Annotated in this window: 16 protein-coding genes; 1 reads left to right on the forward strand and 15 read right to left on the reverse strand. The window is 49.4% G+C overall.

Annotated features, from left to right (window positions below; genetic code table 11):
- Window positions 1-71: 71 nt before the first annotated feature.
- The 3 genes from ACSBQQ_RS10530 to ACSBQQ_RS10540 are packed head-to-tail and all read right to left on the reverse strand — an operon-like array spanning window position 72 to window position 4,607.
- The gene (locus ACSBQQ_RS10530) at window positions 72-1,448 is read right to left on the reverse strand and encodes a TolC family outer membrane protein (protein WP_016928415.1); all 1,377 of its coding nucleotides are present in this window, start codon (window positions 1,446-1,448) and stop codon (window positions 72-74) included.
- Window positions 1,449-1,450: 2 nt separating this feature from the next.
- Window positions 1,451-2,782: an HlyD family type I secretion periplasmic adaptor subunit gene (locus ACSBQQ_RS10535; RefSeq protein WP_033646761.1), complete on the reverse strand. Its 1,332-nt coding sequence runs from the start codon at window positions 2,780-2,782 to the stop codon at window positions 1,451-1,453.
- Between the two features lie 52 nt (window positions 2,783-2,834).
- Window positions 2,835-4,607 carry a type I secretion system permease/ATPase gene (locus tag ACSBQQ_RS10540; RefSeq protein WP_033637754.1) on the reverse strand — a complete coding sequence of 591 codons (1,773 nt, stop codon included), beginning with the start codon at window positions 4,605-4,607 and terminating at the stop codon, window positions 2,835-2,837.
- Between the two features lie 636 nt (window positions 4,608-5,243).
- Between ACSBQQ_RS10540 and ACSBQQ_RS10545 the strand changes: the two genes are divergently transcribed.
- The gene (locus tag ACSBQQ_RS10545; protein ID WP_033646762.1) at window positions 5,244-8,234 is read left to right on the forward strand and encodes a beta strand repeat-containing protein; all 2,991 of its coding nucleotides are present in this window, start codon (window positions 5,244-5,246) and stop codon (window positions 8,232-8,234) included.
- Window positions 8,235-8,440: 206 nt separating this feature from the next.
- Here ACSBQQ_RS10545 and ACSBQQ_RS10550 read toward each other — a convergent pair whose 3' ends face one another.
- The 12 genes from ACSBQQ_RS10550 to ACSBQQ_RS10605 all read right to left on the reverse strand — a co-directional run bounded on the left by ACSBQQ_RS10550 (window position 8,441) and on the right by ACSBQQ_RS10605 (window position 24,011).
- A complete protein-coding gene (locus ACSBQQ_RS10550; protein WP_060428602.1) occupies window positions 8,441-9,766 on the reverse strand; it encodes a cellulase family glycosylhydrolase in 1,326 nt (441 codons plus the stop codon).
- 98 nt (window positions 9,767-9,864) lie between these two features.
- Window positions 9,865-11,259 (reverse strand): undecaprenyl-phosphate glucose phosphotransferase, encoded by a 1,395-nt coding sequence (gene wcaJ / locus ACSBQQ_RS10555; protein ID WP_049213009.1) that lies wholly within the window; start codon window positions 11,257-11,259, stop codon window positions 9,865-9,867.
- A gap of 127 nt (window positions 11,260-11,386) precedes the next feature.
- Complete coding sequence (gene cpsG, locus ACSBQQ_RS10560) at window positions 11,387-12,760, reverse strand: phosphomannomutase CpsG (protein ID WP_033637752.1); 1,374 nt, start codon at window positions 12,758-12,760, stop codon at window positions 11,387-11,389.
- A gap of 63 nt (window positions 12,761-12,823) precedes the next feature.
- A complete protein-coding gene (locus tag ACSBQQ_RS10565; protein WP_033637751.1) occupies window positions 12,824-14,239 on the reverse strand; it encodes a mannose-1-phosphate guanylyltransferase/mannose-6-phosphate isomerase in 1,416 nt (471 codons plus the stop codon).
- Between the two features lie 69 nt (window positions 14,240-14,308).
- The gene (locus tag ACSBQQ_RS10570) at window positions 14,309-15,373 is read right to left on the reverse strand and encodes a glycosyltransferase family 4 protein (protein ID WP_060428337.1); all 1,065 of its coding nucleotides are present in this window, start codon (window positions 15,371-15,373) and stop codon (window positions 14,309-14,311) included.
- On the reverse strand, window positions 15,370-16,431 hold the full coding sequence (locus ACSBQQ_RS10575) for a glycosyltransferase family 4 protein (protein ID WP_435012967.1): 1,062 nt from the start codon (window positions 16,429-16,431) through the stop codon (window positions 15,370-15,372). The genes ACSBQQ_RS10570 and ACSBQQ_RS10575 overlap by 4 nt, the downstream gene beginning before the upstream one ends.
- 31 nt (window positions 16,432-16,462) lie before the next feature.
- Complete coding sequence (locus tag ACSBQQ_RS10580) at window positions 16,463-17,797, reverse strand: O-antigen ligase family protein (RefSeq protein ID WP_033646766.1); 1,335 nt, start codon at window positions 17,795-17,797, stop codon at window positions 16,463-16,465.
- Window positions 17,797-18,936: a glycosyltransferase family 4 protein gene (locus tag ACSBQQ_RS10585; RefSeq protein ID WP_033637747.1), complete on the reverse strand. Its 1,140-nt coding sequence runs from the start codon at window positions 18,934-18,936 to the stop codon at window positions 17,797-17,799. The genes ACSBQQ_RS10580 and ACSBQQ_RS10585 overlap by 1 nt, the downstream gene beginning before the upstream one ends.
- 28 nt (window positions 18,937-18,964) lie before the next feature.
- Window positions 18,965-19,981, reverse strand: coding sequence for a hypothetical protein (locus tag ACSBQQ_RS10590; protein WP_060428333.1), 1,017 nt, complete (start codon window positions 19,979-19,981; stop codon window positions 18,965-18,967).
- Between the two features lie 47 nt (window positions 19,982-20,028).
- Window positions 20,029-20,535 carry an acyltransferase gene (locus ACSBQQ_RS10595; protein WP_071998120.1) on the reverse strand — a complete coding sequence of 169 codons (507 nt, stop codon included), beginning with the start codon at window positions 20,533-20,535 and terminating at the stop codon, window positions 20,029-20,031.
- Window positions 20,532-21,770, reverse strand: coding sequence for an oligosaccharide flippase family protein (locus ACSBQQ_RS10600; protein WP_039566814.1), 1,239 nt, complete (start codon window positions 21,768-21,770; stop codon window positions 20,532-20,534). The genes ACSBQQ_RS10595 and ACSBQQ_RS10600 overlap by 4 nt, the downstream gene beginning before the upstream one ends.
- On the reverse strand, window positions 21,771-24,011 hold the full coding sequence (locus ACSBQQ_RS10605) for an N-acetylneuraminate synthase family protein (RefSeq protein ID WP_033637743.1): 2,241 nt from the start codon (window positions 24,009-24,011) through the stop codon (window positions 21,771-21,773). It abuts the gene before it with no gap.
- Between the last annotated feature and the right edge of the window lie 2 nt (window positions 24,012-24,013).

The following is a 24,013-nucleotide window of genomic DNA, read 5'->3' on the forward strand; positions in this document are numbered from 1 at the left end:
GTTTAGGATTGATAACAAAAAGAGCAGCTCAACGCTGCTCTTTCAGATTAATGCTCATAGTGAATATGTTGCTAGCGACTGCGGGCAAAATACTGCGCTACCCGCATAACATCTTTTTCATCCAACGTACCGGAGTCGCTCAGCAAGGTAATCCACGACTTGATGTAGGCGTACTTGGCGGAGGCCAGATCGCGCTGGGCGCTATAGAGCTGCTGTTCGGCGTTGAGCACGTCAACGTTGACACGTTGCCCGGCCAGCACGCTTTGCCGGGTCGCCGTCACCTGTGTGGTGGCCGATTGTACCGCCAACTCATAGGCCGCCACCTTGGCGCGGCTGCTGATGCACAGATTGTACTGCTTGCGCAGATCGTTGAGCGTGGTGCCCGTCTGCGCATCCATCTCATACATCGCCTGGCCATAGCGCGCCGCCGCCTGCCGGGTCGACGCCGAAACGCCGCCGCCGGAATAAATAGGCATGCTGACCTGCACGCCGATGCTGTCGGTGCGGTATTTCTGGTTAACCGTGTTATCGCTGCTGGAGTCGTTTTCCGAATGCGAAGCATACAGCTGAACCTGCGGCATAAAGCCCGCCCGATTCCTTTCAACGTCATACTTGGCGGCATCCACGCCATGACGCGAGGCGGCCAGCACCGGGTTATTCTCCAGCGCGATCTTTTGCCACTCTTCAAACTTGGACGGGATCAGCGGCGCCACCTTGAACTTGCCCGGCCGCAACACCTGCAACTCATCCAGCTGGTTCAGCGGCATGCCGATAATCACTTCCAATTCGCGCTGCGCGGCATCCAGCGCATCGCGCGCTTCGATGACCTGCGCTTCGGCCAAGCTGTAGCGTGCCTGGGTTTCCGATACGTCGGTAATGGTGCCTTCACCGGCGCTCATCAGGCGATCGTTCAAGGTCAGTTGTTCCTTGTAAGCCGCCTTTTGCGCTTCGGCCAACGCGATTTGATCCTTGGAATAGGCCACTTCGACATAGGCGTTAATCACCCTAACCGCAAGATCCAGCAACTTACCGCGATAGCGTTCGTCCGACATCATCGTCTGCGCGACGCCGGCTTTGTAGCGCGCGTACGCTTCATAATCGAACAGCGGCTGCGTCAGCGTGATCGAACTGGAATAACTGCGATATTGCTGCCGCCGGGTGACCTCCGAAACATTGCCGAAAAAGTCGCTCTGCGGATATTTTTGCGTCTGCCAGTTGCGCGGCGAATTCTGATAGTTCAGCGACACTTTCGGCAGCAGCCCCGCCCTGCCGATGTTTTCGTTCTCATCTCCCGCTTCTTTCTCTTTTATAGCCGCCCGGAAAGTCGGGTCCTTTTCTAATGCCAGCGAATATGCGTCTAAAATCCCTATCGAATAAACCGGCGCAGATATCGCAAACAAAAGGGTGCCGATAACCAGACCGGCAGCCTGTCGTTTTGATTGAATCAAAATTATTCCTCGGTTAATGAAGTATGAGCGCGATCCAAAATAGGTTTAAACAGATAGCTCAGCAGCGAGCGCGACCCCGTTTTCACGAACACCTCCACCGGCATCCCCGGCTTGATGTCCTCGCCACTGAGCATCTTCATGCCCTCCGGCGAGACCGTGACCTGCATCTGGTAGTAAGGCTCGCCGTTGGCTTTGTCGACCAGGCGATCGGCGGAAACCAACGTGACCGTTCCCGGAATTTTCGGGGTTTTGTTTTGGTTGAAGGCGGTAAACATCAGATCCACCGGCAACCCGTTGTACACCTTATCGATCAGGTCGACTTTGAGGCGAGAATCCACCACCAATGTCGCCTGGCTGGGTACAACGTCCATCAGGTGGTCACCCGCTCCCACGACGCCCCCCTGAGTGAAGATATTCAATCCGACCACGGTGCCGTCCACCGGTGAGGTGATGGCAGTGTTGCCCAGATCGAAATCGGCCATTTGCAGCTTATTGCGAAACTCGCTGGCGTCCATTTGGGTTTGCGCCAGTTGCGTTCTGACCTCGCGCTGATAGTCGGCGGAACGCTGGTCGATACGCTGCTGAGATTCCTGCAGCTGCTTTTGCAGCTGGCCAATCCGCCCGACGGTTTCATCGATGCTGCTGTTCACCTCGGCAAACTGACGCTGCACTTCCAGGTAGCGGTTGCGCGGCAGGTAGCCGTCCGCCGCCAGTTGCTTCATGCTGTTCATCTGCTCACGCAGGCTGGAAAGTTGAATCTGCTTGTTGGCGCGCGAATCCTGCAGGCCTTTCAATTGGAAACGAATCCCGTCCATCGACTGCTTATAACCGTCAATTTCACTTTGCAGCCCCTGGCGGCGGGAGGCGAACAGCTGCGTTTGCAACGCGATGATTTCAGCCACGCGCGGCTGAGTTTTGATCTGGGCAAAAATAGGGGAAAAAGTGACGTTGCTCAGACCGTCGCGCTCGGCGAGTAAACGCCCTTCGGTGGCCAGCGTGGTGTAGTACTGGTCGCGCAGGGAATCGACCTGCGCCTGTGCCTGCACCTGGCTCAACTGCACCAGGACTTCTCCGGCTTTCACCTTGTCGCCGTCTTTCACCGCGATATTCTTGATGATGCCGCTGGCCGGGGCCTGCACCGTTTTGCGGTTGCCGGAAACGGTTACCGATCCCGGCGATGCCACCCCTTTATCCAGAGGCGCGAACGCTGCCCAGGCCAAAAATCCGAACAGACCAATTCCCACGACCAGCCAGCCCATCCGGGTAAACCGCCGTTCATCCTGCGGGATCTCTTCAATATACGAGTCTTGCGGCTCGCCAATGTGCGTCGACATACCAACTCCTTTAAACTGCGGACGGCAATAAAGCCGCCAGGCAATTCACGGCTTAATTAATTTGCGTTTTCGGGATATTGCCTTCATCCGGCTCGGAATTTACCGCCCTCACCGCTTGCTGAGGCGGTTGCGCCTGCGCTTTTTGCGCATTGGCTAACGCCTGAAGCACTTGTTGAGTCGGGCCGAATGCGTTGACGTTGCCATTTACCAGGAGCAACAGCTTGCTGGTCATCGACAGCAAATTGGTGCGATGGGTAATCAGAACCACCGTTTTATTACGTTGCTTGAGGAACATAATGGCCTGGTTCAACGCTTTCTCGCCCGCATCATCCAGGTTGGAGTTAGGCTCATCCAATACCACCAGCGAAGGGTCGCCATACAATGCGCGCGCCAGGCCGATACGCTGTTTCTGTCCACCGGAAAGCCCAGCGCCACCGTTGCCGAGCACCGAATCGTAGCCGTTAGGGAAACGCAGGATCAGTTCGTGCACGCCGGCCAGCTTGGCGGCTTCAATGACTTTCTCTGAGTCAATATCGTTAAAGCGGGCGATATTCTCGGCGATAGTCCCGGCAAACAGCTCAATGTCCTGTGGCAGATAGCCGATATACGGCCCCAACTCATCCTTGTTCCACTGATAGATGTCGGCATTATCCAACCGAACAATCCCTTCGCTGACCGGCCAAATGCCGACCAGCAAACGCGCCAGCGTCGATTTCCCCGACGCGCTCGGGCCAATGATCCCCAGCACGTCACCGGGCTGGATGGCAAAACTCACGTTATGCAATACCGCATCGCCTTGGGATCCCGGCGGCGTGGCGGTGACGCCTTCTACGGCCAGCACCCCTTCCGGGCGCGGCAAGGACATGCCGGTACCCCGTTGCGGATGCGTTTCCAGCAGCTTGACCAACCGGCCATAAGAAAGCTTCGCCGCGCTGTAGCTCTTCCAGACGTTAATAACCTGCTCAATCGGCGCCAGGGTTCGCCCCATCAGAATGGAACCGGCGATCATCATACCGGGCGTGATGTGCCCATCGATCGCCAGCCAGCCCCCCAGCCCCAGCACCAATGATTGCAGCGACATGCGCACAAACTTGGTGATCGACGTGACCCGCGATGCGCGTTCGCTGGCGATGCGCTGACTGTTCAAGAACCGCTGGTGCAGACCGAACCACCGGCGTTTCAGGTTAGGCAACATCCCCAAAGCTTCGATCACTTCGGCATTGCGCAGATTGGTGCTGGCCAGCGTCCCGGACATAATCGACAGCTTGCTGGCTTCCGCCAGCGGCTTTTTCGACACCATTTCGTTGATCACCGCCAATGCGATCAGCAACAGCGCACCGACCAGAGCGAAAAGCCCCAACCAAGGGTTAAAGAGGAATATCACCAACAGATAGATTGGAAACCACGGCGCATCAAAGAAGGCGAACAGCGCGCTGCCGGTGAGGAATTGGCGCAGATTGGTCAAATCGCTCAGCATCTGGCCGGCATCAGACGAGCCGTTTTTCAGATTCGCCTCGTAGGCCGCGGTATAGACTCGCGTGTTGAGCCGCATATCCAGCTGGCTGCCGATACGGATCACCACCATGCTGCGCACGTATTCCAACAGCGACATCATCCCGAACATGCCCAGCATGATCAGCGTCAGCATCAACAGCGTGATTTCATTGCGAGAAGGAAGCACCCGGTCATAAACCTGGAGCATATAGATAGAAGGAACTAGCATTAATAAATTAATAAATGCGGTAAATATGCCAACGGTCCAGAAAACCTTGCTGCGAGTCCGTATAACATCCGCAATTTCATTGCGCGGTATAAATTGGTTCACTTTCTGCCCTTACATCATGTGCACTGTCAGTCAAAATCCGCATTGATTTTTATGAGATTAACCTCACAAAAAAAGCCCCCAAACATGCTCAAGACTGCAGCTGCTTTTTCATTAACTATAGATACACATTTGGAATTCCAGCAAGGCGGCAGACGAAAAAAACATTCCTCAAAAATTCAAAAAAAAACCAATATAAAGCAAAAAGTTATCCAAACCTGAATGACAGGACACCGCCCCCCTTTCCCACGCCCCGGCAAAGTCAAACCGCCACCACTGGAAATAATTAGAAATCTAATAATCCCCACCGTTAAAAAAACAACCAAAATCATTGCACTCATAAAAAATATTAATCAACTGCGACAAAAACGCAGGATTAATTGACAACACAATTAGTTATAGAAAAACCAAAACAATAGAAATAAAAAAAATCCTATAGCCTTGACAAAAATCTCATCAGCTCCTTTGATTAAAACGTGAAAGCAACAATTGGCATTAGTATGTCATTTTTATATGCCGTTGTTTTCACAAGCTTTAATACTAAAAAATCTGACCAAACCTCTTCCTGGCACGGCTATGGGGGGCCGGTCACATCTTTCTTATGTCCGTAGAAAATGGGTACATCCAAAGGGGTAACGTATGGCCACATTAGTAGCACAGCAAAAAGCGGCTGCTTTTTTCCTTGCAATCTCTGGAAAGAATATTGATACCGCGGCGTTAGATTACTACTCGCAGAAAATTGAAACTTCTGCACTTTCTCTGGAGCAAGTTGCGCAAAAATTCATTACCGGCACCTCAAGCCTGAACGGTCTGACGGCTTCTCAAATCGTAACCAAGGTCTACACCGCAGTGAACGGTAGTGCCCCCAGCAGCAGCGTGCTTGCCGATCTTTTAGCGGGCAACCCCACCACGGCATCCGTTGTTGCCAAGGTGATTAACGACGTACTTAGCTACAGCGGTTTTGATTCAACGCTGCTGACAGCACAGAGCAATTTCGAAGCTCAAGTCGAAAAAACCCTGTTCCCTGTCGCGACAGCCGCATCGTCGGCCGGCGCAGCTGACGTACAGGGTGTTTTCCATGTCGTGGGCTTAACGCAAACTCAGGACGGCATTACCTACTGGGGAACCGTATTGGCGCAGGGCAGCAAAACGCTGGCGGCGGTCGCACAAACCTTCGTGAACAACAGCCCGCTGAAAACGTTAAGCGATAGCGATTTCATCAACGCCATCTTCCAAAACAGCTATGAACGCGCACCAACTTCGGCCGAAAGCAGCAGCTATCTCGCCTTGCTGAGTGGCGGCTCGACTCGTGGCGACGTCGTAGCTCAAGTGATCGCAGCACTGAAGGGCACCGTTGCCGCCGGCGATACCACGGCCCAACAGCACTTCCAGGCGGCGACGCACGTGTGGCAACCGGGTGAACTGCCGGCTCTGAACTATCAGGAACAAGTCGCAGCAGCCTTCCTGGCAATTCCTGGCCGTGGCGTCGATGCCCGCGGGCTGGACACCTGGAGCAAAGAACTGTTTGCCGGTAAAACTTATGCACAGGTCATCACTACCCTGATCAATTCAGCAGAGTCGCAAAAGAAAGGCGCTCAATTGACTGGCGATGATTTTGTTCAGCATATCTTTACCCTGGTGCATGGCACTGCCGCCACCGCTGCGCAATTAGCCAGCTATGGTGCGCTGGGGAGCAAAACGGCCATCACGCAGGCCATTATCAACGACCTGCGCAGCTCCGTCGCCACTGACAGTGCCACCGTCACTCAGCAGCATGGCTTCGAATACGATATCGGTACCAGCCTGCTGTACAAAACCGCGGCGTCTCTGACGGCAACGGCCGCCGGCGGCAACGCGACGGGCACCGTCAACACCGGCGCATCTCACCAAATTAGCAATGCCGAAACGGCAGTGTTGACGGATGTGCAACTGAACGCCAATGCCGCCAGCATCGTGAACCTGAAGTTCGCCGACCACCTGGCGAATCTGACCATCAACGGCACCAGTGCAGCAACGGTCAACCTGTCTGACAACGGGGTTAACCCTGGTGTCGATATTACCGTTAACAATGGCAACGTGATTCTGAACGCCAGTTCCGGAAATGATGATGTCATCGTGACGTCGACGGCCAACATCGCCACAGGCACCGGCGACTTTAACCTTGGCAACGGCAACGACTCGCTGAAATGGGCGGGGAATGCGGCAACCGGCGCAGCCAACACCGTCGGCGCCGGCATCTCCGCTAATGGCGGCGCGGGTACGGACTCCATCTCCGCCAACTTCATCACCAAAACCGTGGTGACCAACCAAAACGCCCTGGGCGTTCGTACCAGCACCGTGACCAGCAACGCCAACAACTTCTCGAACTTCGAGCAGATCGACCTGACCGGCTATATCGGCAAGTCCGTCGGTACGCTGATTACGACGCCGCTGATCGGTTCACCGACTACCACCAGCGTGACAACGCCAAACAACACCTTTGACTTTGGCCTGACCAACGGCACGTCCACGGTCGAAGGCACTACGGGCGGCACGGTTACGCAGAACGCGGCGGCCACCAATCTGGGCACTCAGGGGTTTGTGGTCTCCGGTCTGGCTAACGTCAACGTCATCAACGCCGCCGGCGGCAACGCCGCACAGTTGGCAGTGAAAGGGGACGCGACCGCTGCCAGCACGCTGAACTTTACCTTCGTCCAGAATGCCACCAATCACTTCGACATCAACTTCGATGCGGTGAGTTCCGCCAATGTGAACGCCGGTGCCATCACCCTCAACAGCAGCAGCAGCCTGATTGGCGGTACTGCATTGAGTACAGTTAACGTAGCCTCGGGCGGTACCGGCAGCTTTGACAATATTCTGTCATTGGCCGGCACCAATGCGCAGGTTCAGACCATCAACGTGACCGGTGATCACGCGCTAGATCTGACGGTGGGCAGCGGTTTCAGCAACGTGCGTGATATCAATGCGTCCACCAATACCGCGGGGCTGAATCTCGACTCCAGCCATGGCGGTACCGGTGACGGTATCATCATTCAGTTGCTGAACATTCTGCCGCTGAGCGTTGTCACCACCAACCTGTTGGCACCGGTGTTGACGGCGTTGGGCCTGAACGGTTACCAAATGACCGTAGAAGGTTCCAGTGCGGCCGATACTCTGGGCGTGATTGGCAACACCACGCTGACCGGCGGCGCAGGTGCCAACACCTACGACATCAAGGCCAGTAACACGCAGGCGGGTGTGACCATCAAGGACTTTAATAGCCTCAAGGACTCGATTGTCGACGTGAACCATGGCGGCCTGACTATCTCCGATGACGCCAGCGGCACCGCGGTAGCGAACTACGGTACGCGTTCTGCCGACACGTTGGATGCATTGTTGGGGACACTGGTGGGCGGTTTGACCAATGGCGTTATCGGCCTGCTGGGCGGTATTCTTGGCCTGGATAGCAGCAACTCGCTGACGTCGAAAGTGGGTGTGGCATCCGTTGTATTCAGCGGTGGCGGTAACACTGCCAGCTCTTACGTGATTATCGACAACAACGATAACCACTCGCTGGACCTCAACGATACCGTGGTATACCTGACTGGGCAAAACCACCAGCAATTGGTGGATACGCTGCACTACGCGTAAGCGTAACGCCTTCACCAAGCGCCCTGATTATTTATTCAGGGCCGCATGGAGAACGGCAGTTATATACTGATGCCAGCCGGCTATGCCGGCTGGCTTTTTTATAGGCGGCAAATGCAGGCGAATGACGAAGCAGCAAGCCGCTTATGACGCTGGACAAAAAAAAACCGCAAGCTTAATAAGCTTGCGGTTTTTTACTCACAGCCTGCCTACCAGGGCGAGGCAATCGGAGCACTAGAGCGCATCATTACCGGTACATCGCCATCGGGCGCAGCCGAATTCCCCTGAACCTCTTTGAGCGGCGTAGCACTTTGGTTTTGCGGCGCCTCACTCGCCATAAAACTGCGCAAGCCTGAAGAAATACCGCTGGATGGCTTAGCCACCGGTTTTTCCTGCCAGAATAGCATCGCATGTTGATTATTCCCTTTCAATGCGATGGAAATTTTACCGCCCGGCAGCACTTGGTATTTCTCAACGGAATACGATCGCGCAACATCTGCGACCTTACTTAAAGCCAGCATCGACGGCTTCGGTTGACCGTTTCTCGTCAGCAGCCCAAATCGATGTTCATTGATTTTCGGGTTGTCTCCATCATCGAGCAAATCGTACCACCATATCCCTTTGATAAAGGGCCGCGATTTGGCCAGGAAAGTATATTTCACCACATATTGCGCAGCCACATCTTTTGATAACCCGCCTTTACCGTCATAGGTTGGCACGCCGATTTCAGTGATATAAATCGGCACCGTCTTACCTGCTGCCTTTGCAAGCCGGGCCTCGAATTTATCCACGACGCCGAGGTTCCCCTCAGGGGCCCGTATAGCGTAATTATCGTTGCCATAGGAGTAAGGGTGGATGGAGAAACCATCAACGTAATTCAACACGCCGAGTTTAACGATGTTATCAACCCAGGAAGGATCGCGGGTTCCTGTTGGGTTGGCCGTTCCAGTAATGACAATTGCGTTGGGATCGGCCTTTCGAACCGCAGCAGCCGTAGCTTTCACCAACGCGACGAAAATCTCCGGCGGCGGTGGCGTGCGCGGCTTCGGCTTAATCGCAGTGGCATTCGTCCATTCGTTCCAGATCTCATAATACTTGATCTTGCCTTTATATTTGGAGGCCGTCCAATACGCGTAGTTGGCAAAAGCCTGAATGGCTTCAGGCGTCGTTGGATAACCCGATGGATCGTAGAGTTTGTTACCGTACGCCAATACTAATAACCCATTCAGACCAAATTTTGCCTGGGCATCGTTAAACGCTTGGTCGGCCTTTTGCATATTGCCGGTTATGACATACTGCCCTTTTTGCTGTTCCAATCCGCTCCAGGGAAAATCCGCTCGATACGACGTGAAACCGTAACGCTTAATCAGATCCAAATATTTATCCGGATCGTTGGGGTACCAGCGAAAATGCGCATGAACCCCGACTTCGAAAGCCAACGCGTTCGCACTGATAAACATCAGCGGCAATGCGAAGGCCAGCGATGAAGCCGCCCCCTTCCAGCACCTCAGTTTACGGTTTGTTTTAGTCAACATCTGACCGACCTCCAGTTTTAAAAGAAAAATGAACTGTCTCAACATCCCCAGAGATCAGGAAATCCACATTTCCCAGGCGCGACATCCTTAAAGAAAATCTAATACGCCGCTTTATTAATGAATCCCTTGAAAATGGTCAGGAAGACGATTTTAATGTCCAACCAAACGCTCCAGTTACGGATGTAGTCGAGATCGAACTCAACGCGCTTTTGCATTTTTTCCAACGTATCCGTCTCGCCACGCCAACCGTTGATCTGCGCCCACCCCGTGATACCCGGCTTCATTTTATGGCGCAGCATATAGCCGTTGATCAACTTTCTATACTGCTCATTATGTGCCACGGCATGCGGCCTTGGGCCTACAATCGACATGTCGCCTTTCAGTACATTGACGAATTGCGGCAATTCATCCAGAGAGGTACGACGCAAGAAGGAGCCGACCGGCGTCAGGCGCGCGTCCCCTTTTTTCGCTTGAACGACTTTATCGCCATCTTCCATCACGGTCATCGAGCGGAATTTCCATACCTCGATGGCCTTGCCATCCATGCCATAACGCCTTTGTTTGAAAATGATGGGCCCGGAAGAGGTAAATTTGACCATGCAGGCGATCAGCAACAGAACCGGAGAAATGAACAGCAAAATAAATATTGACAGAATGATGTCTTCAATACGCTTAATTACCTGATTAACCCCGCTCATTGGCGTATCGAATAACGAAACGACGGGAACGCCATTAATCTCTTCCGATCGTGACTGTAATATGTTGAACGTAAAGATATCCGGGATCAGCATCACTGAGCAGGTCGTATCAGAAAGATCCGCGATCGTATCTTTGATCAATTTTTCCTGCTCCATCGACATTGCGATATAGACCCTATCGATACGGCCACTTTTCGCGTCGCTCACGAGCTGAGACAAGTCGCCGCAGCGTTCGATTTTGCTGTTCAACGGAGAATTATCGTTGTCGTAAATGCCCAACACTTTAAATCCCATCCAGTGCGCGTCACGTAAAGATTCTGCCAGACGAATACCGACGGGCATCGCGCCCATGATGGCCACATTACGGGTATTGAAACCAATATTGCGCATGTATCCCAAGAGCAGCCGGATCACGCTGCGCGTAATGACCAAACCGCAGCAGACCAGCAGATACCATTGGATATAGACGGAATACTCGTTATTGAAGACATTTATCAACGCCACCGTTCCTGAGGTCAACAGCAGGCTCAGCGACCAGTTTTGCAAAATGAGCTGGATCTCCAGCCCCGCACGCACACCACGCCACGAACGATAAAAGTCAGTAATCCCACCAATCATTTGGAAGATAACGATCGATATTAATACCATAATCCAGTGCTGCACGCTAAATGCGGCACCGGAGATTAGGCAAGACAAGTACAGCCCGCTAAAGATAACGAAAATATCAGAGAAGCGCTGAAGCATTGAAGTAAGAGACGCATTAGTATGCAACACGCCCCGACGGAAACCGTTCATAGATAACTGCCTATTAACTATCATAGTATAGATGCCTTTTGTTAGTTTTCTCTGGTACCTATATCGCTTCACAACGCTGGGCATATACCGCTCGCCCAGCATTAAAATATAGCTTTAAAACCAGAGATCAGCGTCGAAGCAAGGCCAGTATTTCCTCTGTTTTTTGCTGCATCAGTGCAGGATTGGCTCGTGATTCGACATTCAAACGCACCACCGGCTCAGTATTTGAGCTACGTAAATTAAATCGCCAGTCTGCAAATTCCAGACTAATGCCATCGGTCGTATCAAATTCCAGTGCCGAAGGCTGATAGCGATTGAGTACTCTTTCAATTGCAGCTTTTGGATCTTGCAGTTTGCTGTTAATTTCACCCGATGCTGGATAAGCGATCATCCGATCCCCGACCAACTCCCCGAGCGTCTTGTTTTTAATGCACAGCAACTCAGCAACCAACAACCATGGGATCATGCCGCTGTCGCAATATGAAAAGTCGCGGAAGTAATGGTGGGCGCTCATCTCACCACCGTAAACGGCATCTTCCAGGCGCATACGCTCTTTAATGAATGCATGGCCCGTTTTCGACATCACCGGCACCCCGCCTGCCTGCTTGACCACGTCGATGGTGTTCCAGCTCAAGCGCGGGTCATGAATGATCTTCGCCCCAGCGTCTTTCTCCAGGAACGCCTCCGCCAACAAGCCAACGATATAGTAACCTTCAATGAATCCGCCGTGTTCATCGAACAAGAAGCAGCGATCGAAATCACCGTCAAACGCGATTCCCATATCCGCCTTGTGCGCACGCACTGCTTGCGCCGTATCTTCCCGACACTCCGGCAGCAGCGGGTTAGGGATACCGTTGGGGAAATTGCCGTCAGGCTGGTGGTGAACCTTGATAAATTCAACCGGCACCTGAAGCTGCTTGAAACGCGATTCGACAGCATCGATAACGTGACCTGCAGCGCCGTTGCCGGAGTTGACGACCAGCTTCAACGGTTTGAAGTTAGCCGTATTCACATAGCTCAGCAGATGATCCACATATTCTTTTTCAATCGATATTGTTTCGTAGCTGCCGCGTCGGGTCGGATCCACCGCAGCGAAGTTATTATCTTCTGCCAAACGCTGAATATCGCGCAAACCGGTATCGCCGCTGATCGGTTTAGCCTGGCTCCGCACCAGCTTCATTCCGTTGTAATCCATAGGATTATGACTGGCCGTCACTTCTATGCCGCCATCGAGACCTAAGTGGAAAGTGGCAAAATAAATTTCTTCCGTCCCACTGACGCCAATATCCAGAACATTAACCCCGGCATCGCGCAGCCCTTCCGCCAACGCGAGTTTCAGTTCCTCGCTGGTCAAACGGATGTCTCCCCCGACGACAACGCTTTTAGGTTGCAAAAACTCCCCATATGCACGGCCGACACGATAGGCAATATCGTTGTTCAGCTCTTCACCCAGCTGCCCGCGAATGTCGTATGCTTTGAAACAAGTCAATGATTGAGACATGTTGAGATCCTTACCAAACGTAAATACAGTGATGCGGCTCAAATATCCACCGCACCAAAATGATTAATTATGCTGAGCGGAGTCGCCGATTCGCACGATATCGTCTTCTCCCAAATAGGCACCCGACTGAATCTCAATCAAATCAAGCGGGATTTTTCCCGGGTTTTCGAGAGAATGTTCGACCCCAAGAGGGATATAAACGGATTCGTTTTCACTGATCAGTTGCATTTTACCATTGGTATGCACTTTGGCAGTGCCTGACACCACTACCCAGTGTTCCGAACGATGATGGTGCATCTGCAAGGACAATTTCTCGCCTGGCTTTACAGTAATGCGGCGCACCTGGAAGCGATCGCCCTGAGCAATCGCATCATGTTTGCCCCACGGACGATAAACTTCACGGTGCTGTTTGCTTTCGGAACGCTTTTGTCGCTTCAGTTGGTTGACGATTTCTTTTACGTCTTGGACGTTATCTTTATCGGCAATCAACACGGCATCTTTGGTTTCAACTACAACCAAATTGGTCACCCCGACAGCGGCCACCAATTTATGCTCCGCGCGAATATAGTTATTTGAACAGTTATGCTCAAGAACATCACCGAAAGTAGAGTTCCCTTTTGTGTCTTTTTCGCTGATTTCCCACAACGCAGACCATGATCCCACGTCATTCCATCCCGCGTCCAGGGGTACGACGACAGCATCGGCAGTCTGTTCCATCACGGCATAATCGACAGACTCATCCGGGCAGGCAATGAACGCATCTCGGTCAACGCGGATAAAGTCCATATCGGGGGTCAAATGCGCAAGCGACTGCTTGCACGCGTCCAGAATATCTGGGCGGAAACGGCCTAATTCTTCCAGGTAACGGCTGGCTTTGAACAAAAACATACCGCTATTCCAGAGATAGTCGCCGCTGGCCAGATACTGCTGCGCCGTTTCAAGATTAGGCTTTTCGACAAAGCGCGAAACGCCGCAGATACTGGAACCGTCGACGCTGGTACCTTTTTGAATGTACCCATAGCCCGTTTCCGGGCCCGTCGGCACGATGCCGAAAGTAGCCAGTTTTCCCGCTTCAGCATAGGGAATCGCCTGATTGACCGCATCGCGGAAAATCGCTTCGTCCTGAATGACGTGATCCGCGGCCAATACCAACATGAGCGGATCGTCACCGCTGGAAACCGCCTGCAAAGCGGCAAGCGCAATCGCCGGCGCCGTATTACGCCCTACCGGCTCCAGAATAATATTATGCGATAAACGCGTGATTTGGCGCAGTTGTTCGGCCACGATAAAACGATGCTCTTCGTTACATATAACAAGAGGATTAATAATCTCTAACCCTTTAAGCCGCATGACTGTCGTTTGCAACATGGAAAATTCATTGCACAGCGCTAAGAACTGTTTGGGGAATAATTCACGAGAAAGCGGCCACAGGCGACTCCCTGTTCCCCCAGCCATAATAACAGGATAAAGGTTACTCATTTTTACTCTCACCGATTAAATATAAATAGTAAAAAAAATTATTTTCATTCCAAAAAACGGATGTATCGATTATCTGTAATGACGATAAGTATTGGATATCATTTTTTCTGAAGTAAAATTAGCATTGTAGAAATCGACACAGTCAACTTTCATTGCACTCCAATCGCGTTGGTCGCGAGCATTCAATATCTCAACGGCCTCATCGGCCTGATTGGTCGTAAACAGATACCCCGTAACGCCTTCGCTCACCACCTCCGGCAATGAACTGCAGCGGCTGGCGACAACGGGCAACCCATAGCTTTCAGCTTCAACGGCGACCAGACCGAACGACTCCCATCGGCTTGGCATCAACAACACGTCGGCGTAGGTGAAATAAGGCGCCATTTCTGCCGAAGTCAACCAACCTTTAAAATCCATCCGGGAATGTGGCGCCGGTTGCTCTTTTGCGTGTACATTGCCGCCGACGATCGTGATTAAAAATCTGTCATCCAATTCGTCGGCAATCCGCTGAACCAAATCAAATCCTTTTTGATAATCAAAACGGCCGACAAACAATATATTTATTTTATCTTGGCGATAAGGATTGGTATCATCCGACAGCGTTACAGGGGGTTCAACGCCATTATATACCACAGTCAAATTATCAGGACTCAACCCGGCCATCAGTGCCGTTCGTTTCTCATATTCGCTGGTACAGATGATAACATCGGTATTCTTTTGCAGAATTTTCTCTATCTTGGCATAAACCTTCTTTTTCTTTTCTGATGTGTCCATCAGGAAAGAAAAAGCATGCGGACAATAAATAATTTTAGGCCTGCATGTCATTCTTACCAATGGCGTTAACAGCCGGCAAACAACCCCCGCAAAAGTACTGTGGACGTGAATGACATCCGGTTTTTCTTTACGTACCATCTGGATATAGTTAATAGCCAAAGAGATAAACGAAGAAATATTTCTCCCTGTCCGCGTAAATACCTTCATTTTTTCTGCGGGGAAAGCGCCAATCTCACGATATTGACTATCGGGCAACACACAGTAAAAATCAAATTCATCATTTTGCTGTACAAGTTGTCTAATTACCGTAGCGACGCCACCCTTCACTGTCTCGGCGACATGCAGCACTTTTTTTTTCATTGCATAGATCTCGTCATTATCTCACTCAACGCTGCTGCCGAACGCATCCAATCGAAACGTTTGACATTCGTAAATCCCTCAGCGATTAAAATTTGGCGCAACGCTTCATCCTGCATAATCCGCTCCAGTGCCTGTTTCATTTCCAGGATGTTTTCCGGATCAAAGTACAATGCACTCTTCGACAATACCTCGGGCAAAGAAGCCCGATTGGACGCTACTACCGCACAACCACAAGCCTGCGCTTCTAACGGAGGAATGCCGAACCCTTCATATAAAGAGGGGAACACAAAGGCGCGAGCATGAGAATAGAGTTCTACAAGCTGTTGATCGCTCACACGCCCCAAAAACTGTATGTTATCGTTCGTTGCAGTTCCTTCCGTCGAAAACCCAACATCCGCGAAGTTCTTGTTGGCGGCCCCAATGATTTTCAGTGTCACTTCCTGGCCGTTTGCCATTTGAGAGAAAGCGGCAATCAGACCATGAAAGTTCTTATGATAATTTGGAGACGAAACGGCCAATAAATAAGGGCGCTCTGTATTGGATGCCGACGCTATGGGTTTAAACTGCTCGGACACCGCATTATAGATTACGTAAATATTATTTAATGGGTAGTCAAACGCCTGGCTAATTTCTTTTTTAGAAAATTCGCTAACTGTAATCAACGCCTTACTGTGACGCAACATCAGGGGAACAAAGTTATTATAAACGAAACGAAACTTTGCAGAGTAACTTTGCGGATAGCGTTTATATATAACATCGTGATGAGTAACAATTTTATTACGATAAAAGATCGGCGCCGTATTGCAAAGATTTATTAGAAGCGGGCTTTTATTTTTGTTTAAAAAAGCAGGAAGCTCTACCTGCTCCCAAAAGTGACCGCTTTTCTTACCCACCACCTGAACATTCAATTGCGACGCGATATCGTGGTGAATAATGTTTGGTGGCGAGACAAAAACGATATCATGCCTAATCTTACTCAGCGCAAGGCATATTTCCTGAGCGAACCGCTGAACCCCTGTCAAATCCTGCGTTAAGAATCGCGCATTGACATAAATCATTAATTACCTCGCAATTTTAAATAACACCGTGTCAATGTAGCGATTGCACATAACCTACATTTTTTCTTGAGCGACTCACGGAACCCGTCTCCGGCGTTCTAATCGATAATAACAAAATCGATATTATGATTGCGAATATATAGCCTGGATAATTTGTCAACGGGTTATTATAAACGAAATTCATCGAAAGCGAGATCATCCAGTATAGGTAAACACTGGGGTTAAGGCCAAGACGAGTACGCTGATAAAGAATGCCAAGAATTAACGTAGCGACAATAACCAGAAGGATAATGCCGACATTACCGTAATTCGACAACATGTAGATATACATACTATCAAGCGGGATTGAGTTCGTATTGTCATCACCAACCACCGCGTTGCCATTCACAGCGTACCCAGCACCGATAAATGGCGAATACTCACTGTCAGCTCGCACGGCTTCTATATTGACCGTACGAAGTAAAATGCTGTTCTCCGCGTAAGCATTCTCCTTCGGGAATATCATCTCATAAATACTGTAATTGGTCGTCGTAATATAAAAGAACAGTGACAAGACCATCGTTACCATAGTGACTGAATTCAGGCTAAAACGTTGAGAGAAAAAGCGTCTCAGCATCAGGAACATGATATAAAGCAGTGCCATGATAATCGCCGTTTTCGATGTTGAAAATGCGATCCCAACCATAATGAGAAGAATATATTTCTTGCGATTTTTTTCGCTTACATAAGGCGATAATACCAGTGCAAAAAACAGATATTCACTGAGGCTGAATGGCCCGGTGAGCAGACCAAAAGCACGTAATTGCCCCTGAATGGTGCGTAACAGAAGACCATATTCTTTACCAAACTGTGTCAACTGTGGGCCAGGGTCAAAACCGATTAGTGCATAAAGCAGGCCTGCCAAACTGGATTCGGCGACCGCAAAGAGCGCATTCAATACGGCAAAGAAAATATAGTACTTAATGATTTTATTAACAATCTCGACACGCTCATTATATTCAAAAAGAAGTAAAACGGCGGCAAAGAAAAAAGAACCGAATGTCAGTAACTCTAAGCGAAACTGAACGATAGAGCGGAAGAAATCAAACCTGCCGGTGATCATACTTAAAAGTACATAAACTAACGAGAAGATCACCATCGACAGGAAAAAGATCATTACGCTTCTACACTGTTTTGACACGTTAGGGTTACGCGCAAAAAGCAAGATTAGGACGAAAACCGGCACTGCCATGGCAAAAAAGTCTTTATATAATAAAAGTGCCCTGGTCGACATATACGCAGCGACGGTCACAACGCCATTCAATGAGAGCAATGTCATGTACATCAGCAAAAGAAAAACAACCAACGACTTTGTCGATACCCTCATTATGACCCTCTATACACGCTCTCATAAGCATCGGTTATTTTTTCTAGTTCAAAAAACGAACGACGCGGTTTGTTGTTATTTTCTCTCACGACGCTAACCACACTGGCGACAGAAAAATCTTTTAGCTCGAAAATATTATCATAAAAAGCTGCGATTTCTGCCACTCCGCCATTGAAAGGCGTATACACAACCTTACCAGAGATGGCCGATTCCGCAACGGTTCGCCCAAAGGGCTCATTCCATCGCGTTGGTAGAACAACGGCGTCAATCTGCGTCATAAACTCTTCAATCTTGATAAAGCCAAGCAAATGAATACCTGCCTCCAACGCTAACACCTTCAACCTCTCGCCAGCGGCGTCACCATTGAATCTGCCGGCGGCGTAGAATGCAACCTGCGGATCGCCGCTGGCCTGTTTTGCCAGAGCACAAAACTCATCAAAACCTTTGTCTTCGGTGAGGCGACCGACAAAACCGATCCTGACCTTTTCGTTGACGGTCGGTACATACTCTATCGCGGCGACAGGGTTGTAGATATGCGTATGTACCGCGTTGCGCGCAAATCCATTTTCCCGATGCAAGGCGGAAATATATTTACTTATGCCAACAAAAACGTCTACGCGCTGACTGGCTTTTTTCTTCAGAAAAGATGCGATGCGCACTGCAGACGACTGTACGTCCATATTTTGGCCATGTTTAAACAACGTGCCGTTCGGATGGAATAGATAATAATCGCGAGTCGTGTGTACCACGCGCGCCCCCAGCTTCTTGGCCACTCGCCACGCTGCGACGGAAAAACCGCTGAGGTTGTTGGTATGCACCACATCCGGAGAAAATTTGCGCAGCTCCTTACGCATGGCACGAGCCATAAATGGATTATAAGAATCAAGCAGATGCCACACCGCTTTCTTTAATTTGCTTGCCGAAGAAGCCTGAAATGGCCAGTACATATTTTTGAGAGGTAAATAAGCAATATGAACGCCATTAAGAGTGTCATATTTTATCTCATCAAATTCATGAAGACAAAACACACCAACTTCATGCCCGGCTCGTTGCAGGCTTTCAGCCAACAACTGAACTGATACTTCAGCACCACCGATTTTATAAGGAGCATAAAGTGTGTTAATTAAAGCAATCTTCATTTTCCATCACCACGGTAAATTTATAAAATTAAAATTTGTTTTTAATCAGCGTAATATCCGCGTTTTCATAACTCTCATAGTTTTTATAAATCGCGTTAACAAATCCACTCCACTCTGGCGATAAAACTTTCTCATCAAGAACGTAAGCGATTATCTTAATTTTTTCATCATATATTTTTACGAGATTGTCATACAATGATGAATAAAATCCGGCTATGCAACTGACGTTCTCACCAGCCACAATGGGATAAACCTCAAAGGGAAAATCCAACCGACGGACCTCTACAAACTTTCTGATTTCATCTATTTTCTCTTCACGCTCGCGGCGGTGAGGAATATAAACAAGCTCGGCACCCATCTGATTTGACTTTAAGTCATTTATCATTCTTAGCGTCAAGTCAATATCATCAACAGACGTTACCCCTGCCTCATAAAGCGGCGTACCTATAATGAAGACCCTGTTCTTTCCATCAGGAAGACTGGCCAGTTTAGCCTTAAAATTTTGGTAACTGTGCTTAACGACCACATCTCTTTTTGAAACATTACCTTCGATGTCATAAACAGAGAAAAAGGTTATTTTTTCTCTCTCATTATTGGTCATACCAAGTGACTTGAGGAAAACCGACTTCACGACGCCCCGAGCAGTGAGATTATTGTAGCGTTTAATTCTGAGCGTTGCCGTACCATCATCCAGCAGGACCACATTTCTTCTCGAATATTTATGCGCTAAAATCCAAAAAACCCTCGCGCGATACTCACCGGCAATCAAAGTGACAGTTTCCTTCGCACTCACCACCGATGTTACACTCTTCAATTGCCGTTTAATATCAAAAGCATTACCCAGTTTCCCTTCAACATCAATGGTTTCCAGGGAGCGATGCTTAATCATGTTCAACAGATAAACAATCTGCCCGTGATTCAACGCAGAATTGGCCGAACGCTTATTGACAATCAGCAGATCGAGCACAATGTTCTTCGCATCAAGATACTCAATGAGATTAAAAGCCTGAAGCGGTGACTCAATATACGCAATGTATTTACTCATATTTCTAATATCCGATTAAGCTACGGGCATGAATGTATAACTGCCGTTCAATGAAATTTGCCTTCAGCCTTAAGCTGCAGATAGTGAGCAACATCGCGTTGCGAAAAGGGTTTCGCTGGATGGCCGCCGGCTATAGCGTAGGGCTCTATATCTTTAACCACCACGCTGCCGGCTTGGATAATGGCCCCTTCCCCAATGGAAACCCCGGGCAGAACAATCACATTGATCCCAAGCCAAACATTATCCCCGATATGCGTATCCTTAATCACATAAGTGTTATCGTAGGGAATCGCATTCCCATGATGATTGTGATTTTCTGTGATCAATACACAACCAAAACCACAGTGGAAATTATCACCGATAGTAACACCGCCCTTTCCAACCACCGTCAAACCATTGGAGTTAAAGTTATCACCAAGTCGGGTTTTATTATTAACGATAGTTAAAAAGTTAATTTTCGGATCTTGACCACATCTTTCAGCCATTCTGATAACTTTTGAACGATAACGCTGCTTACGTAAGTTTCGCAACCATCGTTTAAGACTTGCTATCATCTTTTCCTCTCAATACTGATCTGTCGCTTACCACAATAAAAAGTCACTGCACACGCATAAAAACTAGAAATTGCATAAACCAGGCAGAAATACTCAACTTTAATTTCTGTCATGGTGATGACAAATATACCAATCAAATGCGTTATCATCGAACCCATGGTAATAATTGAGATTAATTTATTTTTACGATAGTAAAACAGTGAGTGCGTAAAAATATAATAAATCGATAAAAATGCAGTTCCAGGCAAAAGAATGTTGAAGTAATAAATAGCGCGATTGAACTCAGCATTAAACAGATACGGGAAAGCAAATGGCAAAATAAAGAAGTAAATAATGCACGAAACGATAACCAGAGCTGTGTAACCATATTGAATGAGCTCGACCCCTCTAAAATCGTTCGCTTTAAGCTTGCGATAAATGAAAGGTTGGAACGCCTGGTTGATTACGCCGAAAAAGAGCATAACGATAGAGGTTAGCTGAAACGCCAAGCCATAAACCCCGACTACCGCCGTACTCATGTAATGCGCTATGAAGAATCTATCCACCGAGGATTTAATCCAATAACTGCCATGATGTGGCAATAGGGATACCCCGTAGCTAATGATTTCCTTATAACGCTTACGCAACGGTTGGAGCACGCTGCGTTCAACCGCTATTTTTCTGTAAACAAAGAACTCGTAGGCCAGCTGAATGCTGAAAAATGATGCCGCGATCGCTATCAAACGTTGTCCTGGCGTCGACGCTATCATTTCAAAAAGAGCGATAGTGAATAAAACGTTGAATGCGGAAAGCAAAAATTGGCCGATAGCGGCAACTTTATAGGTCTGACTAATGCGCAAATGCGATAAATTGATAAAGTTCAGCGCCTGCGCCAGAGATGCCAAAACAACCAGAAAACCGTCGCTGAAAGAAACAGAGATCTTGGCGACCAGTGTGACAATGTAGAATATAGCCACCAGTAGCGCGCTCGACGCGAAAGCCAAGGCGATGTTATCTCTGCGGAACACCAGGGAGCTCCCTTCCCCCTCCTGCATGTATTTGACCGGCAACAGACCTTGACCACTGAACGAAATGAAAATGATCAAGATCTGAATAACGGACAAATAAAGAGTCAGCGCGCCGTACCCCGACGCGCCTAGGTGTGCTGTCAAATAAGGCAATATGATGAAGCCGATGACCTTGCCGAGAATATCCCCTACCGACAAGGCCGCAGCCCCCATAATGGCTTTACTCATTTACAGATACTTTTCCAGGAAGTTAAGCGCATGCCAGAACCCTTCCCCTTGGTTTTTGTGTCCCTGCCACACTTCAGGAATAAACTGCGCTCCCGGCGCATGACGCCGCAGATCATCAGCCAGCTCGTCAAAGTTCACATCGCCTTTACCGATCTGTACCCCTTCACCATCCACTCCCAAAGCATCAACAATATGCATATGTGCGGTGTAAGGGCCGACCTTTTGGGTAAACTCATGAAGATCCCATTGGTAGTAATTACAAGCCATCATGGAATGCGACGTGTCATAGCAGATGCGGTAGCCGTATTTCTCACAGAACGCTTTAATCTCGTCCGGATCGACAAACAGGTTATGGTAGCTTTGACCACCAAAGTGCCATGGGAACGGAGGCATCGTCTGGATGATGATTTCAACACCTTCTTGATTGATTTCACCCAGAGCGGCGCCAATGCGTTCGTACATCGCCTGGCGTGATTCTTTTGGCAAGAAACCGGTGGTATTGAAACCGCCTGCATTCACCACGATGACCGGACGCTCAGTTTTCGGGAAATATTGCTTCAACGCGCGAGTCACATCGCAGACACGCTGCAGCTGTTTGATCGAATGAGCAAGATAAACGGGATCATCCGTCGCCAGATCCAAAATATGATCGTTGGCGAACAGCTCGGGGCTATGTACCGCAAAACCGATATTTTCAGCGCCGGAGAAGAATTCTGTCAAATCGAGTTCCATATCCTGATAGCTCAGATGGAACTCGACGAAGTCCAGATTGGATTTATTCTTCAACTTGCCGTAATCGTGGTAGCGCACTGGAATGCCGAACGGACGATTGAAATCATAGTCCTTGGCTTCTATCGCCACATCATTTAGATCCGACTCATAGAAATATCCGCCTTTTTCGTGGTCACGATTGGCTTTCTTACCGACCAATTGCTCCAGATAAAGAGGCTGCAGACCCTGCCCCGGACTCTTCACTTCAACCATCTCGCGAGTGATGATTTCACCTTTTTTCAGATCGCGATTGATAATCAAACTTTTTGCCAGAGTTTCGCGGTTGATCATTTCCCCTTGGGTGATAGTACGTTCGCCGGCGTTGCCCATGGACTCTTCAACTTCGCGGATACGTACGACCATCTCTTTGAACTCAGGGGGTAACAACGACACCTTGTGGTCGTTGCCTTCCATGGATTTGTCGATGGTGAAGTGTTTTTCGATCACTCTTGCGCCCAGCGCGGTCACGGCGATCGGCACTGAAATGCCACGCTCATGGCCAGAATAGCCGACCAAGCAGCCCGTCACCTGCTGCAGACGTTTGATATAGGCCAGGTTGACGTCTTTGAACGGCGTCGGATACGTAGAATTGCAATGCAGGATCACAAACTCGGCACCTTTCGATTTCAAGAAGTCTACCGAGCTTTTGATTTCTGCTTCGCTGCACATACCGGTAGAACAAATCAGCGGTTTGCCCGTAGCGGCCAACGCGGCCAACATTTCGTGGTTAGTGAAGTCAGCGGAAGCGACCTTATAACCTTCCATGCCGTAGTTTTCCAACACTTCCAGGCTCTTCAGATCCCAAGGAGTACACAGCGGGGTCAGCCCCTTCTCCTTGCAATAATCGAACACTTCAATCAGTTCTTCATTGCTGAGCTGGAATTTTCTCAGCAGATCCAGCGTGTACTGTGCGCCAAGATCGGCGGATTTGTCTTTATCGTTGCCGCCCTTATACAAAGAGCTCAGATCGCGCATTTGGAACTTGACGCAATCGGCGCCCGCGTCAACCGCCAGGTCAACCAGATGCTTAGCCAGCTTAATATCGCCATTATGGTTGTTGCCAATTTCAGCAATAATGTAAGTCGGCGAGGTTTCCGTGATAGTGTGTTTGCCAATCGTCAGGCCTTTTTCGCTTTGCAGCGCAACGGCGACCAAACGACGATAATCATCAACCAGCGGCAGAACGTCAACGCCATTCGAAAACAGCGATTCAATCTCATTGCGTGGCGCATCCACTTTTTTATAGCGGACGTTCTGATTCATCACTTCCGACATTTCGCGGCTCAGATCGAAGTCGCCGTTAGTGATCCAACGACGGAAATCACCGTCTGAGAAAGAGCCGCACAGCTTGCCGTCTTCAGTGACAACAAAAATAATGCGCTTTTTATTCGAGTTGATTTTTTCTAAGGCTTTAATGATTGATTCGGTTTCAAACACTAAAAAGTCAGATATTTTTTTCTGAATTAACATAA

Origin of the sequence: Serratia sp. G204Y (assembly GCF_051172435.1) — a bacterium.
Classification (GTDB): Bacteria; Pseudomonadota; Gammaproteobacteria; order Enterobacterales; family Enterobacteriaceae; genus Serratia; species Serratia sarumanii.

Excerpts from the sequence above, each read along its gene's own strand:
- ACSBQQ_RS10585 (WP_033637747.1), bottom strand. The coding sequence starts at position 18,936 with ATGAAGATTGCTTTAATTAACACACTTTATGCTCCTTATAAAATCGGT.
- cpsG (WP_033637752.1), bottom strand. The coding sequence starts at position 12,760 with ATGTCTCAATCATTGACTTGTTTCAAAGCATACGACATTCGCGGGCAG.
- ACSBQQ_RS10580 (WP_033646766.1), bottom strand. The coding sequence starts at position 17,797 with ATGAGGGTATCGACAAAGTCGTTGGTTGTTTTTCTTTTGCTGATGTAC.
- ACSBQQ_RS10570 (WP_060428337.1), bottom strand. The coding sequence starts at position 15,373 with ATGAAAAAAAAAGTGCTGCATGTCGCCGAGACAGTGAAGGGTGGCGTC.
- ACSBQQ_RS10565 (WP_033637751.1), bottom strand. The coding sequence starts at position 14,239 with ATGAGTAACCTTTATCCTGTTATTATGGCTGGGGGAACAGGGAGTCGC.
- ACSBQQ_RS10535 (WP_033646761.1), bottom strand. The coding sequence starts at position 2,782 with ATGTCGACGCACATTGGCGAGCCGCAAGACTCGTATATTGAAGAGATC.
- ACSBQQ_RS10595 (WP_071998120.1), bottom strand. The coding sequence starts at position 20,535 with ATGATAGCAAGTCTTAAACGATGGTTGCGAAACTTACGTAAGCAGCGT.
- ACSBQQ_RS10590 (WP_060428333.1), bottom strand. The coding sequence starts at position 19,981 with ATGAGTAAATACATTGCGTATATTGAGTCACCGCTTCAGGCTTTTAAT.
- ACSBQQ_RS10600 (WP_039566814.1), bottom strand. The coding sequence starts at position 21,770 with ATGAGTAAAGCCATTATGGGGGCTGCGGCCTTGTCGGTAGGGGATATT.
- wcaJ (WP_049213009.1), bottom strand. The coding sequence starts at position 11,259 with ATGAACGGTTTCCGTCGGGGCGTGTTGCATACTAATGCGTCTCTTACT.
- ACSBQQ_RS10605 (WP_033637743.1), bottom strand. The coding sequence starts at position 24,011 with ATGTTAATTCAGAAAAAAATATCTGACTTTTTAGTGTTTGAAACCGAA.
- ACSBQQ_RS10545 (WP_033646762.1), top strand. The coding sequence starts at position 5,244 with ATGGCCACATTAGTAGCACAGCAAAAAGCGGCTGCTTTTTTCCTTGCA.
- ACSBQQ_RS10575 (WP_435012967.1), bottom strand. The coding sequence starts at position 16,431 with ATGATTTATGTCAATGCGCGATTCTTAACGCAGGATTTGACAGGGGTT.
- ACSBQQ_RS10550 (WP_060428602.1), bottom strand. The coding sequence starts at position 9,766 with ATGTTGACTAAAACAAACCGTAAACTGAGGTGCTGGAAGGGGGCGGCT.